The 13,519-nt window shown below is 73.1% G+C and carries 12 protein-coding genes; 7 read left to right on the top strand and 5 right to left on the bottom strand.

The window, feature by feature from the left end:
- Positions 1–130: 130 nt before the first annotated feature.
- Complete coding sequence (locus tag AMK25_RS16785) at positions 131–1,024, bottom strand: metallophosphoesterase (RefSeq protein ID WP_073829262.1); 894 nt, start codon at positions 1,022–1,024, stop codon at positions 131–133.
- Positions 1,025–1,049: 25 nt separating this feature from the next.
- Here AMK25_RS16785 and AMK25_RS16780 point away from each other — a divergent pair, with 25 nt between their 5' ends.
- Positions 1,050–1,505 carry a GatB/YqeY domain-containing protein gene (locus tag AMK25_RS16780; protein ID WP_073829261.1) on the top strand — a complete coding sequence of 152 codons (456 nt, stop codon included), beginning with the start codon at positions 1,050–1,052 and terminating at the stop codon, positions 1,503–1,505.
- A 65-nt stretch (positions 1,506–1,570) separates the two neighbouring features.
- Here the strand turns inward: AMK25_RS16780 and AMK25_RS16775 are convergent, their stop codons facing one another.
- Positions 1,571–4,009, bottom strand: coding sequence for a transglycosylase domain-containing protein (locus AMK25_RS16775; RefSeq protein WP_073829373.1), 2,439 nt, complete (start codon positions 4,007–4,009; stop codon positions 1,571–1,573).
- A gap of 401 nt (positions 4,010–4,410) precedes the next feature.
- On the opposite strand from AMK25_RS16775, the gene AMK25_RS16770 reads away from it, so the two are divergent.
- The gene (locus AMK25_RS16770; RefSeq protein ID WP_043327856.1) at positions 4,411–4,731 is read left to right on the top strand and encodes a WhiB family transcriptional regulator; all 321 of its coding nucleotides are present in this window, start codon (positions 4,411–4,413) and stop codon (positions 4,729–4,731) included.
- Positions 4,732–4,739: 8 nt separating this feature from the next.
- On the opposite strand, the gene AMK25_RS16765 is transcribed toward AMK25_RS16770, so the two are convergent.
- The 3 genes from AMK25_RS16765 to AMK25_RS16755 are packed head-to-tail and all read right to left on the bottom strand — an operon-like array spanning position 4,740 to position 7,531.
- Positions 4,740–5,888 carry an ArsA family ATPase gene (locus AMK25_RS16765; protein WP_198937535.1) on the bottom strand — a complete coding sequence of 383 codons (1,149 nt, stop codon included), beginning with the start codon at positions 5,886–5,888 and terminating at the stop codon, positions 4,740–4,742.
- Positions 5,889–5,942: 54 nt separating this feature from the next.
- Positions 5,943–6,917 carry an ArsA family ATPase gene (locus AMK25_RS16760; RefSeq protein ID WP_073829260.1) on the bottom strand — a complete coding sequence of 325 codons (975 nt, stop codon included), beginning with the start codon at positions 6,915–6,917 and terminating at the stop codon, positions 5,943–5,945.
- Between the two features lie 26 nt (positions 6,918–6,943).
- Positions 6,944–7,531, bottom strand: coding sequence for an Rv0361 family membrane protein (locus tag AMK25_RS16755; RefSeq protein WP_073829259.1), 588 nt, complete (start codon positions 7,529–7,531; stop codon positions 6,944–6,946).
- Between the two features lie 336 nt (positions 7,532–7,867).
- Between AMK25_RS16755 and AMK25_RS16750 the strand changes: the two genes are divergently transcribed.
- The 5 genes from AMK25_RS16750 (at position 7,868) to AMK25_RS16735 (ending at position 13,493) form a co-directional block, all read left to right on the top strand.
- On the top strand, positions 7,868–8,314 hold the full coding sequence (locus AMK25_RS16750) for a hypothetical protein (RefSeq protein ID WP_073829258.1): 447 nt from the start codon (positions 7,868–7,870) through the stop codon (positions 8,312–8,314).
- A 62-nt stretch (positions 8,315–8,376) separates the two neighbouring features.
- Positions 8,377–8,532 (top strand): DUF4177 domain-containing protein, encoded by a 156-nt coding sequence (locus tag AMK25_RS31945; RefSeq protein ID WP_013289021.1) that lies wholly within the window; start codon positions 8,377–8,379, stop codon positions 8,530–8,532.
- 5 nt (positions 8,533–8,537) lie between these two features.
- Entirely contained in the window at positions 8,538–8,999 is a 462-nt protein-coding gene (locus tag AMK25_RS16745) for a RidA family protein (protein WP_030502086.1), read from the top strand.
- Positions 9,000–9,120: 121 nt separating this feature from the next.
- Positions 9,121–9,915, top strand: a complete 795-nt coding sequence (locus tag AMK25_RS16740) for an MBL fold metallo-hydrolase (RefSeq protein WP_073829257.1) — start codon at positions 9,121–9,123, stop codon at positions 9,913–9,915.
- Positions 9,912–13,493: an adenylate/guanylate cyclase domain-containing protein gene (locus AMK25_RS16735; protein WP_073829256.1), complete on the top strand. Its 3,582-nt coding sequence runs from the start codon at positions 9,912–9,914 to the stop codon at positions 13,491–13,493. Before AMK25_RS16740 ends, AMK25_RS16735 begins: the two co-directional genes overlap by 4 nt.
- The last annotated feature ends 26 nt before the right edge of the window (positions 13,494–13,519 follow it).

Here is a 13,519-nt window from a genome sequence, read left to right as displayed (position 1 = left end):
ATAGTAGCCCACCCGCCCGCACGGTCAAACTCGGTACCCCCCGCCCGCGCACCCGGCAGATCTTGGTACGAACCGGCCCTCGGAGGGGCGGGCGCGTACCAAGATCTGCCGGGGAAGCGGGGAAGCCGGGTCAGCGGGAGATCAGCGTGAGGATGCTGGCCTCGGGCGGGCAGGCGAAGCGGATCGGGGCGGTGGGGTGGGTGCCGAGGCCGGCGGAGACGTGCAGCCAGGAGTCCGAGCCGGGCCAGCGGTGCAACCCGCGCGCCATCGAGCGGGGCAGCCCGCAGTTGGTGACCAGCGCGCCGTACCCGGGCACGCACACCTGGCCGCCGTGGGTGTGCCCGGCGAGCAGCAGGCCGAAGCCGTCGGCCGCCATCCGGTCCAGCACCGCCGGCTCGGGGGAGTGGGACAGCGCGATGGACAGCGCCGCGTCGCCGCTGACCGGCCCGGCCACGGCGTCGTAGTCGTCGCGTTCGATGTGCGGGTCGTCCACGCCGACCAGCTCGATCTCCCGCCCGCCGGCCTTGAGCGAGGTGCGCGCGTTGTTCATGTCCACCCAGCCGGCGCCGGTGAGGATGTCGCGCAGCTCCTCGTACGGCAGCGGCACGCCCTCGGTGTACTGCCGGTCGGGCAGGAAGTAGGTGAACGGGTTCTTGAGGACGGGGCCGGTGTAGTCGTTCGAGCCGAAGACGAACGCGCCGGGCAGGTCGAGCAGCGGTTGCAGCGCGCGCAGCACGCCGGCCACCGACTCCGGGTGCGCCATGTTGTCGCCGGTGACCACCACCAGGTCCGGGTCGAGCGCGGCCAGCGAGGCCACCCAGTCCTGCTTACGTTGCTGGCCGGGCATCATGTGCAGGTCCGAAAGGTGCAGCACCCGCAGCGGTTCGGCGTCGGTCGGGAGCGCCGGCACGTCGTACCGGCGCAGGGTGAACATGTTGCGCTCGATGAGCGACGCGTACGCGAGGGTGGCCGCCCCGGCGGCGACGGTTCCGGCCGCGAGACGGAATAGTGTGCGCTTTCGCATGGCGTTCAGGGTAGTTTCACCGTCCATGAGCACGCTGAAGGACCGCCTCACCGCCGACATGCGCGCCGCCCTCAAGGCGCGCGACGAACTGACCACCTCCACGCTTCGCATGGCCCTCGCAGCCGTGGGCAACGCCGAGGTCGCCGGCCGGGAAAAGCGCGAGCTCAGCGACGACGAGGTGCTCGTGGTGCTGACCAAGGAGGCGAAGAAGCGCCGCGAGGCGGCCGTGGCGTTCGCCGACGCCGGGCGCGCCGAGCAGGCCGGCAAGGAGACCGCCGAGGGTGAGGTGCTGGAGCGCTACCTGCCCAAGCAGCTCCCCGACGAGGAACTGGCCGAGCTGGTCTCGGGGGCGCTCGCCGCGGGCGGCTTCACCGGCAAGGCGCAGATGGGCCCGGCCATGAAGGCCGCTCAGGCCGCGGTGGCCGGCCGCGCCGAGGGGGGCCGGGTGGCTGCCGAGGTACGCCGCCAGCTCGGTCTCTGACCGTCCCGTAGACCCAAGAAGCGACGGCCACCCCTTCACGGAGGTGGCCGTCGCTCTGTCCGGGATCAGTTGCCTGGTCGTCCTGGTCGGCCGTTACCCGGTCCGCCCGGGCCACCTGGTCGGTCCGGCGTCGCGGTGCCGCCCTGGTCCGAATCGCCCTTGCCGGAGCTGACCTCGATCATGACGACGCCGCCCTTGATGGTGCGCCCGTTCGGGCTGGTGCCGGCCGCGGTGCCCGCCGGGCACTCCGACGCCACCTTGTTGCTGGAGACCACCGGCTCGAAGCCGGCACCCTTCAGCCGGGACTTCGCGCTCTCGATGGACGCGCACTTCACATCCGGGATGGACCGCTGGTCACCCAGGACGATCTTGCCGCTGGGCGGGGTGAAGTTCTTCCGGTCCTTGCCCTTCATGGCGTCCCGCAGCGTCTCGTAGACCGCCGGGTTGATGCCGGTGGGCACGTCGTGACCCATCTTCTGGTTGGTCTGCGGCCAGTCCGGGTCGGCCATGATGCCGGCCACCGCGTACTGCTTGGTCATCGCGACCAGCGAGGAGGTCTTCTCCGAGTCGGTGGTGCCGGACTTGCCGGCCACCGGCGCGTCGACGATGTTGCGGACGTTGCCGGCGGTGGGGGTGCCGCACTTCGTGGTCGAGGAGCGGTCACCCACCGGGCAGCGGGCGGCGTCCACGGCGGCCCGGGCCACCTCGGTGCTGACCCGCTGCTCGCAGCGCGGGTTCGCGACGTCGAGCTTCTCGCCCTCCGGGCCGCGGATCTCCTGCACCGGGATCGGCTCGCAGTACTTGCCGTCGGCGCCGAGCGTCGCGTATGCGTTCGCCAACTCCAGCGGCGTGGTCTGCGAGACGCCGAGGCTGAACGCACCCCACTGGTGCGGGTTGGCGGCGAGCAGCGCGTCGCCGGACGAGCGGAACGAGATGCCGAGCTTCTGCGCCGCCTTCACCACGTTCTCCGCGCCGACCCGCTGCTGGAGGTCGATGAAGAACGTGTTCACCGAGAAGCCGAAGCCGCTCCACATGTTGTGCATGCCGGCCATCGAGGCGTTGGCGTTCTTCGGGCAGTACTTGTTGGTGCCCGGGCAGGCGGCCGGCGAGTTGAACTCCACCGGGTAGTTCGACTTGAACACCGGCTGCGCGTTGATCGGGTAGCTGAGCGGGTAGCCCTTCTCCAGCGCGGCCACCAGCGTGAAGATCTTGAAGGTCGAGCCCGCCTGGTAGCCGGCGATGCCGGGGCCACCGGTGATCAGCGGGTTCACCGTGTTGGGGTAGTTGCCCCGGATCTTCTTCTTGGCCTTCTTCGGGTCGCTGGAGATCTTGTTCTGCGGGTCGTCCGGGTCGTCGAGCTTGAAGTTGCGGTTCACCGCGACGGCGCGCACCCGGCCGGTGCCGGGCTCGACAGCGGCCACCATCCGGGCCGCCTTGCTGCTCTCGCCCAGGTTCTTGCGGACGGCCTTGTCGGCGGCCTTCTGCGCCGGCACGTCGAGCGTGGAGACGATGGTGTAGCCGCCGCTCTTGAGCCGCCGCTCCCGGTCGTACGAGGTGGCGCCGAACGTCTCCTGCTGCAGCCACCAGCGGTAGAGGTAGTCGCAGAAGAAGCCCCAGGAGCGGGTGGTGGTCTGGGTGCAGCCGTTCGGGGTGCGCTTGCCCTTGACGACGAGCTTGATCTTCTTGGCGGCGTCCGCCTCCTGTTGGTTGATCGCGCCGATCTGCACCATGTTGCCGATGACGTAGTCGCGCCGGCCGACCGCCTCGGGGTAGCCGGCGGGGGTGGTCGGGTCGAACGCGGTGGGCGCCTTCACCATGCCGGCGAGCATCGCCGACTCCTGGATGTCCAGTTTGCTCGGCGGCTTGTTGAAGTAGACCTGGCTGGCCGCCCAGATGCCGTACGCGCCGTTGCCGAACGCGGCGATGTTCAGGTAGCGCTCCAGGATCTCGTCCTTGGAGAGCTCCTTGTCGATCTGCAGCGCCAGGCTCATCTCGCGGAGCTTGCGAGCGCTGGTGTCCTCGGTGGCGGCTACCACGTCGGCCGGGTGGGTGGCCGAGTAGGAGATGGCCAGCCGGACGTACTGCATGGTCAGCGTCGACGCACCCTGCCGCGAGGAGCCGGCGGCCTGGTTGTTGACGAACGCCCGGGCCACACCGTTGAGGTCCACGCCGTTGTGCTTGTAGAAGTCGTGGTCCTCGGCCGCGATGATGGCCTTCTGCATGTGCGGCGAGATGTCCTTGAGCTTGACGTCCTTGCGGTTCTCGTCGTACATCGTGGCCAGCACGGTCTTGCCGTCGGCCGCGAGCAGCCTGGTGATCTGCGGGGATCGGGCGACTGTCAGCTCCTTGGGCAGCGCGCCGAATGTCTCCGAGCCGGCCTTCGCGGCCAGTCCGGTCATCGCCACCGCGGGGAAGGCCGCCGCGGCGACCACCACTCCGGCCAACAGGCCGCAGATCAGCAGCGATGCGGCGTTGGTCAGCACGTTGTGGTCACGTTTCCGCATCCAGGTCACCTCGACAGGGTACGCGAGCAGGGATCGGCGGGCGCGCGGGGAACTTTCCCCATTTCCTGCATGCGCCGGCCTCGTTGTGCTAAACGCACGAGCCCTGGTCCGAGGTTGCGTGAGATCCGGCGGAAGTCTCTGCGAAGTCCGGGAGTAGCGCAGCGTTTTCACGTATCCGGGCGGGGTAGACGCGGGCGAAAGCCCGGGAAGCCGGGAGTGTCCGGAATGATGGATTTCGCCGACAACGTTGCGTAATCGGGCGACTACACAGCATGATGGTGGCGGCGAAGGCAGCCATGCGTCGTTCGTGCCGCCCTGGGGAGGCCGGCGCGAACGACCGGGGGGAGTTCGAGGGCTGCTCGCACGAAGTCGGTAGGTACTGCAAGGGGGGACGTGTACAGATGGGCATGATCACTGACTGGCCGTCACTGGCGGCATGTCAGAACGGAGACCCGGACGCGTTGTTCGTACAGGGCGCCGAACAGAACGTGGCGAAGAGGATCTGCCGGAGCTGCCCAGTTCGGTACGAGTGCCTGGCCGACGCGCTCGACAACCGGATCGAGTTCGGTGTGTGGGGTGGCATGACCGAACGCGAGCGCCGTGCGTTGCTGCGCCGTCACCCGCAGGTGACCAGCTGGCGCAAGATGTTCGAGGCGGCCATGAAGAAGAACGCCAAGGAGAAGGCCGGCAAGGACAAGGTCCTGGTGACCACTGCCACCTGACCGGCCGGTCAGCGCCGGCTGATCGCCTCGCCGATCGTCCGCAGCCCGTCGACGTCGTGCACGTCGGCGGGCTGCGCGGCCACCGACACCGCCGGCACCGCCGGGAACGCCTCGGTGAACCGCGCCGCCACCTGCTCCTCGCGTACCGCCTGCTGGGCCAGCGCGGCGTGCGCGCGCAGCACCTCGACGGTGCCCTCGTGCCCGCCCGCCGCGGCCAGCCGCTCCGCGGCGGCCAGGCTCTCCGCCGCGGACAGGTCCGCCGCCGGCCGGTGCACCCGGTTGAGCACCAGCCCGGCCAGCGGCATCTGCTCTTCCCGCAGGCGACCCGCGAAGTACGCGGCCTCCCGGACCGCGTCCGGTTCCGGCGCCGCGACCAGCAGGAACGCCGTCTCCCGGGCCTGCAGGATCCGGTACGTCTGCTCGGCCCGCTGCCGGAACCCGCCGAACATCGAGTCGAGGGCCGCGACGAAGCCGGACAGGTCGGTGAGCAGCTGGGCGCCGAGCACCTTCTGCACCACCTTGGAGAACATCCCGAAGCTCGCCGTCACCAGGTTGAACATGCTGCGTCCGCCGCTGCGCGCCGGGGCCAGCAGCAGCCGCAGCATGCGGCCGTCCAGGAACCGGGACAGCCGGGCCGGAGCGTCCAGGAAGTCGAGCGCGGACCGCGACGGGGGCGTGTCCACGACGATCAGGTCCCACTCGCCCCGGGCGTGCAACTGGCCCAGCTTCTCCATCGCCATGTACTCCTGCGTGCCGGCGAAGGTGGAGCTCATGGCCTGGTAGAACGGGTTGGCGAAGATTTCCGCCGCCTTCGCCGGGTCGGTGTGCTGGAGCACCACGTCGTCGAACGTGCGCTTCATGTCGAGCATCATGGCGTGCAGTTCGCCGCCGCTGGCCTCGACGTCGATGCCCTTGACCTGGCGAGGTGTGTTGTCCAGCTCCGTCAGGCCGAGCGACTGCGCCAGCCGGCGGGCCGGGTCGATGGTGAGCACCACGGTCCGGCGGCCGTGCCGCTCGGCGGCGCGCAGCGCCAGCGCCGCCGCGGTGGTCGTCTTGCCCACGCCGCCCGCCCCGCAGCAGACCACGATCCGTACGCCGTCGTCGGCGAGGATCTGGTCGACGTCAAGCGGAGGCGCCGCGTCTTCGGAAGGCACCAATCGAGCGTATCGGTCCCGAGGGGCACTCTGCTCCGTGCCGGTCGCAGGTGTGAGTCAATCCGCCCGGACGAGGGTCTCGGCGAACGTCCCCAACCCGGCCCGGTCGACTCCTCCGGGCAGCAGCGGCAGTTCGATCATGGGCAGGCCCAGCTCCACCAGGTCGCCCCGGAGCGAGTCCTCCAGCTCCCGGCGTACCCGCTGGTCGTGGGCCTCCTCGACGAGCCCGGCCACGGTCGGGCCGTCGGTCGGCAGGCCGGCGGCGGCCAGCCCGCGCTTCAGCTCGGCCGCGGTCACGGCCCGGCCGGCCGGCACCGGCGGGCGGACGCCGTTCACGATCACCCGGCCGACCGGGAAGCCGAGCTGGGTCAGCTCGGCGACCGCGTCGAGCGTCTCCTGGACCGGCATCTCCTCCAGCAGCGTGACCACGTGCACAGCTGTCATCGGCGACCGGAGCAGCGCGGAGACGCCCTCGCTCTGGGTCTTGATCGGGCCGACCTTGGCCAGCCGGGCGGTCTCCGCTGTCACGTTCAGGAAGCGGCCGATGCGTCCGGTCGGCGGCGCGTCCAGCACGACCGCGTCGTACGTCCGGCGCGAGCCGCTGGTGCGGGTGGTCGCCTCCTTGACCTTGCCGGTGAGCAGTACGTCGCGCAGGCCCGGCGCGATCGTGGTGGCGAAGTCGATCGCGCCGAGCTTGCGCAGCGCCCGGCCGGCCGCGCCGAGCTTGTAGAACATGTCCAGGTATTCGAGGAGCGCCGCCTCGGCGTCGACCGCCAGCGCCCGCACCTCACCGCCGCCGGGCGCGTCGGCGAGGTGCCGTTCCTCGTACGGCAGCGGGTCGGTGCCGAAGAGCTGGGCGATGCCCTGCCGGCCCTCCACCTCGACCAGCAGGGTGCGCCGGCCCCCGGCGGCCAGGCCGAGGGCCAGCGCGGCGGCCACGCTCGTCTTGCCTGTGCCGCCCTTGCCGGTCACCACATGCAGGCGGGCCGGCCATCTGCCGGCGGACTCGGCCGGCTGCTCACTCGCTGCCACCCGTCGAGCCTAACCAGCCGGCCGGATCAGCCGACCTCGCAGACCCACCAACCCGTCTTCCGCACCACCGTGAAGCGCAGGGACTGCTCGGCGACCTTCTCGTCGGCGGTGGTCATGGTCACCCGGGCGGAGACCGTGGCCCGGTCCCCGGTCTGGTTGTCGACGGTCGGGTTGCTCCAGCGGAACCGGGGGTTCTGGTACTGCCCGGCGTACTTCTGGACCTCGGCGACCTTGGCGGTGATCTTCTCGTCGTCGCGTGCGGCCGAGCAGACGAACGCGGCCGCCTTCTCGGCGTCCCGCTCCTGATAGACGGCCTTGAGGAAGCCGTCCACCGCGACCTGCGGCTCCTTCGCTCCCTGGCCGTCCTCGGTGTCGCGCAGGACGAGGAACGCGGCAGTGCCCCCACCGCCGCAGAGCAGGACCGCGGCGGCCAGCACCAGGGAGGCGATCAGCAGGGCGGGTCGCTTGCGTGGCTGGCCGCCCGGCGGACCGGGCGGATAGCCCGGTGGCCCGGCGGCGGGAACGGAGCCCGACGGTGTGCCGCCGTCGGGCGGTGTCTGTGGATGCGGGTCGCCGGGCATGCCGGTGTCGCCACCGGCGGGCGGTTGGGTCATCTGTCTCCCCCGGGTTGCGGCTCCCGTCGCCGCCCCAGGCGACGGGCACGGGTCGAGGTGGTCGGGCGCGCGTCCGCGCGTGCCCAGTCCGGAAGGGTAGCGGTCGGCGGGGCGCTTGCCAGCCCCGCGTACGCACCCGCCGCAGGTGAGTTCGCCGTCGCGTTCTGGACCAGGCTTGTGTCGCATATGTGACTGGGCGTGACGAAGCGTGCGCGTCCCGTTGCCGGGACTGGTTGGAGGTCCTACGTTCGTCCCGACACGGAGAGCCGGACCCGCCGGACGACGCCGAGGCGGATGGCGGTGTCAGTGAGCAGGTACGACGCCCGGAGGCGACGCATGCGCGACGCGGAGAACACCCCCCGAGCCCAGTTCCCCGGTGACCGGTCCGGACGGCCCGGCGACGCCGATGCGCCCGGCGAGGGCGCCTCGTTCAACGAGCGGTCGTACCGCCTTCCGGTCGAGGTGGTCCGGACGCTGTCCCGCCCCGGCGCGAAGGGGCGGGAGGAGGACGAGCCCGGCTACGTCATCCACCTGCCGGTCCGGGTGGCCGACCTCGCCGCGGCCACCGCGCTCGCCGGCACCGTGGCCACCTCGCTGGGCTTCCTGGTGGAGCTGGACGCGGGCGAGACCACCGTCTCCACCGCCGACGACCAGAACAACAGGCACCGGGTCTTCTGTGATCTGCTGCTGCCCGACCGCAGCCGGTGTCCGCAGCGCTTCGAGCACGAGGGCCCGTGCGGCGAGCCGCCGCCCGCTCCGGAGCCGCGTCCCGCGTCCTGGTGACGACGGCGGACCGTAGGCTGTGCCTGACCGAAGTCCAAGTCAGGCAAGGGAGCCCTCCTCCGATGCAGAAGTGGGAATACGCCACGGTGCCGCTGCTGGTTCACGCGACCAAGCAGATCCTCGACAACTGGGGCGAGGACGGCTGGGAACTGGTCTCGGTGGTGCCCGGCCCGAACCCGGAGCAGCTCGTCGCGTACCTGAAGCGGCCGAAGGGCTGAGCCGCATGAGCAACGGACCTCACGCCAAGCTCGCCGAGCTCGGCCTCGAACTGCCCGAGGTGGTGCCGCCGGTGGCCAGCTACGTGCCGGCCGTCCAGTCCGGGCAGCACGTCTACGTCTCCGGCCAGCTTCCGATGGCCGAGGGCAAGCTGCTCGCGACCGGCAAGGTCGGCAACGGCGTCTCCGCCGAGCAGGCGAAGGACCTGGCGCAGCGGTGCGCGCTGAACGCGCTCGCCGCGATCGACGCGCTGGTCGGGCTGGAGAACGTGGTGAAGGTCGTGAAGCTGACCGGCTTCGTGGCCAGCGCGCCCGGCTTCACCGGCCAGCCCGGCGTGATCAACGGGGCCTCGGACCTGTTCGGCGCCGTGTTCGGCGAGGCCGGCCGCCACGCCCGCAGCGCGGTGGGCGTAGCCGAACTCCCCCTCGACGCCCCGGTAGAGGTAGAGCTGATCGTCGAGGTCGCCTGACCCCACGCGTAGCCCGCGATCTTGCGGTTGCCGCCCTGACAGAAGCCCCAGACGGGGACAAACCAGCGGCGGGAACTGCAAGATCGCGGGGAGTGGCCGGGGGAGTCGTACGATCGCTGCCATGGGTGGGCGTATGGCCGGGGCCGCGGGGGCGCTTGCGGAGGAACTGCCGGGGTGGGTGACGCTGTTGCGCGCGCCCAATCCGGGGCCGATGACGCTCGACGGCACCAACACGTGGGTGCTGCGGGCCGGGCCGGACGCGCCGGCCCTGGTGGTCGACCCCGGACCGGCCGACGAGGGGCACCTGGCCGCGATCGCGGCGCAGGGCGGCATCGGGTGCGTGCTGATCACGCACGGGCACCCCGACCACACCGAGGGCGCGCCCCGGCTGCGTGAGCTGCTCGGCGACGTGCCGGTGCTGGCCGCCGACCCGATCCACACCGCCGGGGGCGAGCCGCTCACCGCCGACACGCGCCTCGACCTGGAGCTCGGCCTGCGGCTGCTGCCCACCCCCGGGCACACCGCCGACTCGGTCTGCCTCCTGGCGGAGCACGACGGCGATCGGGTGGTGCTGACCGGCGACACGATCCTCGGCCGGGGCACCACTGTGGTCGCCCACCCCGACGGGCACCTCGGGGACTACCTGTCGAGCCTGGAACTGCTCTCCACGTACCGGGAGATCCCGGTGCTGCCGGGCCACGGCCCGGCGCTCGCCGACTGCGGCGTCGCGGCCGACTACTACCTGGCCCACCGGCGGGCCCGGCTGGACCAGGTGCGCGCCGCAGTGGCCGCGGGCGCCACCACCGCGCCCGAGGTGGTCGCCGTGGTCTACGCCGACGTCGACAGGTCGCTGTGGTGGGCCGCCGAGTGGTCCGTCCGCGCCCAGCTCGAACACCTCGGGGTGGAGCAGCCGTGACCTGCCCGGTGTGCGGGACGGTAGCGGTACCCGGGGCGCGGTTCTGTCACAACTGCGGCGCGGCGCTGCCGGCCGCCGCCACGCTGCCCGCCGCCGAGCGCCGCGTGGTGACAGTGCTCTTCGGCGACCTGTCCGACTTCACCTCCTGGTCGGAGGACCTGGACCCGGAACGGGTCGGCGCGGTCACCGACCGGGTGCTCGCCGCGCTGGCCGGCGCGGTCAAGACGTTCGGCGGGCACGTCGACAAGCTCACCGGCGACGGGATCATGGCGGTCTTCGGCGCGCCGGTCGCCCACGAGGACGACGCCGAGCGCGCGGTGCGCGCGGCGTTGTCCATGCAGCGGGCGGTCCGGCGGGTGCTCGACGACGAGCGGGGCGGCGGCGCGCCGCTGGGCCTGCGCGTCGGCCTCAACACCGGCGACGTGATCGCCGGCATCCAGGCCGCGATCGAGTACACGGTCATCGGCGACACGGTGAACACCGCCGCGCGGCTGGCCGACGCCGCCGCGGTCGGCGCGGTCTACGCCGGGGCGCGGACGTCGGCTGCCACCCGGCACGTCGCCTCCTGGCGGGCGCTGCGCCCGCTGCGGCTCAAGGGCAAGCGGGAGCCGGTCGAGGCGTACGAGCTGCTGGGCCTGCTGGACGCGCCCGGCACCCGGTCCGGTCTCGGCGACGAGGCGCCGTTCGTGGGCCGGGAGACGGAGATCGGCCGGGTCGCCGGCCGGCTCGCCGAGGTGATCGACCGGGGCGAGCCCCGGGTGCTGCTGATGACCGCCGAGGCGGGGATCGGCAAGTCCCGGTTCGCGGCCGAGGTGGAACGCCTCGCCGCCGGCTACGACGTCGGCGCCGGCCGGTACGCGGCGCACACCGGCGCCCGGGTGCTCTCGGTGCGGTGCGCCGCGTTCGGCGAGCGCCGCCGCCTGGCCCCGCTCGCCGACCTGGTGCGCGCCGCCGTCGGCCTGCCCGGCGACGCCGCCACTGCTGTCACGCGCCCGGCCGTCGAGGAGCGGCTGCGCCGGCTCGGCCAGCGTCTGTCCCGGCTCCCCGGCGACCCGCCGCCGATCGCCGTGGACCAGCTTCTGGCACTGCTCGGGTACGCCGAACTGCCGCCCGCCACGGAGAACGGCGAGTGGAACGCGGCCGGACCGCCACCGGACGACGAAGCCGTGCCGACCGCTGTCGCCGACCTGCTCACCGCGCTCGCCCTGGAGGCGCCGCTGGTGATCGTGGTGGACGACCTGCACGACGCCACGGCCGAGACACTCAAGGCGCTGGCGCTGACCCTCAACCGGCTCAGCGGGCCGGTGCTCGTGCTGCTGCTCGGCCGGCCCGAACTGGTGCGGACCGCCGGCGCGCTGACCCGGGTCGCGGACGCCGAGGTGCACGCGCTGCCGCCGCTGCGCGGCGCGGACGCCTCCCGGCTGCTCACCAGCTATCTCGCCGGTGGCCGCATGCCCCAGTCCGACGCGGACCGGCTGCTCGCCACCGCTCAGGGCAACCCGTTCTACCTGGCCGAACTCGTGACGCTGCTGATGGAGCGCGGCGCGCTGACCGCCGGGCCGGGCCGGGGCGCGGACGTCGGCTGGCGGCTCGCCCCCGGCTCGCTCGGCAGCCGGCTGCTCTCCCGGGACCTCGCCGCGGTGCTCGCCGCGCGTATCGACGCGCTGCCGCCGGATGCCCGCTCGGCGCTGCGCGACGCCGCGGTGGTGGGCGACACCGTGCCCGCCGGCGCGCTGGAGGCGCTGCGGGAGCAGCGGATCGGGCAGGACGGCCGGCCCGCCGCGGTGGCCGCCGTCGAGCTGGACCGGGCCGTGGAGGAGCTGCTGCAACGCCGCATGCTGCACCGCACCCGCACCGGGTTCGCCTTCGCCACCCCGCTCATGCGGGAGGCCGCGTACGCCGGGGTGAGCAAGGCCGAGCTGGCCGAACGGCACGCGGCGCTGGCCCGCTGGGCCGCGCCGGAGAGCGTGGCCGAGACGGGCGGCGCCCCGGCGGGCGCCTTCACCGAGGCCGCCCGGGACGACTTCGTCGCCGAGCACGTCGAGCGGGCGACAGCGCTCGCCGACGCGGTCAAGCTGCGCCCGGACGCGCCGGCCCGGGCCGTCACCCCGCTGGGCGTGGCCGCGCTGGGCCGGGCCGCCCGCCGGTCACTGCGCTCGGGGGAGCCGGCTCTCGCGGTCGAGTACGCCGAGCGCGCGGCCGAGCTGGCCCGCGACGGCGTACCGCCGGCCGACCGGGTGACGCACGCCCGGGCGCTGCTCCAGATCGGCCGCCCGGCCGACGCGCTCGCGTTCGCCGAGAAGATCGCCGCGAACACCGGCGACCCGGCCACCCGGACCGCCGCGCTGCTGCTGGCCGGGCAGGCCCAGCAGACGCTTGGCGACGCCGAGCGGGCCGAGCGCAGCTGGCGGGAGGCGTTGCAGGTGGCCACCGACGCCGACCTGCCCACCATGCGGGCGTCGGCGATGCGGCGCCTCGGCATGGCCGACTTCATCGCCGGCCGGCTCGGGCAGGCGAGCAGCCGGCTGGCCGCGTCCTATCAGGTCAGCCTGGCCGCGCGGGACCCGCGCGGACAGGCCTGGTCGTTGCAGAACCTGGCGTGGGTGACCACCACCCGGGGCGACTTCGCCGGCACCGACGCGGTGCTCGGCCGGGCCGCCCGGCTCTTCGCCGAGCTGAAGGACCCGTACGGGCGGGCCTGGCTGCGCGGCACCACCGCGTTCGCCCGGCTGCTCGCCGGACGGCTGCGGGAGGCGTGCCGGTTGGCGCGGGTGTTCCTGCCGTTCGGGGAGCGGGTCGGCGAGGCGTGGGCGGTCGGTACGCTGCGCGCGGTCGAGGCGTACGCCACCGCCGAGCTGGGCGACCTGGCCGAGGCGGACCGGGCGGCGCGGCGCGCGTACCGGGACTTCGCCGAGGTGGGCGACGACTGGGGGCAGGGCTTCGCGCTCGTGGTGCGCGGGGTGGTGGCGCGCGGGCTGGGCGAGCCGGAACACGCGGCCGACCTGTTCACCGACGCGCTCGAATACGCCGACCGGACCACCCACCCGTTGCTCACCGGCATGGCCGGCACGCTGCGCGGCTTCGTCGCCCTGGACACGGGCGACCACGAGACCGCCGAGCGGGAGGCGCGGTCGGTGCTGACCCGGGTGGAGCCGCACAACCCGCAGGCGCCGGCCCAGGTCGCACCGCGGGTGCTGCTCGCCATGGCCCGGCTCGCGGCCGGTGACCCGGGCACCGCCGTGGGGCTGCTCGCCCCGGTCGCCACCGGCGCGGCGAACGCGCCCTCGCTGCTGTTCTCCCGGCGGCAGACGATGGCCCGGTACGCCGCCGCGCTGCTCGCCCACGGCCAGCGCGAGCAGGCCCTCGACTGGGCGCAGCGGTCGATCACCGCACCGGCCGAGGACGTGCGCAGCCAGGTGGTGGCGCAACTGGTGCTGGCCGAGGCGCTCGACGCCTGTGGCCGCCGGGCCGAGGCGCTGGCCAGCGCGGAGGAGGCGGTACGTCTCGCGTACGCCACCGAACAGCGCAGTGAGCGGATGGTCGCCGACGCGTTGCGGGTCCGTCTCTCCGGCGGCTGATCCGTTGTTGTTCTACCGGTTCCGGG

Source organism: Micromonospora sp. TSRI0369, from assembly GCF_001905625.1.
In the GTDB taxonomy this organism is placed as follows: domain Bacteria; phylum Actinomycetota; class Actinomycetes; order Mycobacteriales; family Micromonosporaceae; genus Micromonospora; species Micromonospora echinospora_A.
This window is presented reverse-complemented; position numbering and strand designations above follow the sequence as displayed.